The organism is Paraburkholderia sp. SIMBA_027, assembly GCF_046535315.1.
Taxonomy (GTDB): domain Bacteria; phylum Pseudomonadota; class Gammaproteobacteria; order Burkholderiales; family Burkholderiaceae; genus Paraburkholderia; species Paraburkholderia tropica.
The window spans coordinates 1-271 of record NZ_JAWRWY010000594.1 but is presented as its reverse complement, the minus strand read 5'-3'; the positions used below and the strand labels follow the sequence as shown (position 1 = coordinate 271).

The 271-nt window shown below is 55.0% G+C and carries 1 protein-coding gene; it reads left to right on the top strand.

All coding sequences use genetic code 11. The features are described 5' to 3' along the window. Nucleotides 1-132: 132 nt before the first annotated feature. On the top strand, nucleotides 133-271 hold a 139-nt coding region (locus tag SB764_RS40385; protein WP_410866808.1), incomplete at its 3' end, for a DUF982 domain-containing protein.

The window sequence follows — 271 nt, the reverse complement described above, 5'->3', positions numbered from 1 at the left end:
ATTCATCTTGGAAAATTGGAACCCCCTGACCGATCACATTTTAGGTGATCGGGAACCATTTCGTGAGGCGGGCATTTCGCGCATGGGAGAGAGAACAGCCTGAAAGGGACATGAAACAGGGAGGAGAATGACATGCTGATAAACAGAACGGAGCCGTGTCACCACGCCTCGTGGATGAAGCCGGTAGCGATCCATCTGCCACTTTGCGTGGCCGTGGAGATTTACAGCCCTCTGGTGGCGCTGGACATGCTGATGTACCGCTGGCCCGAGG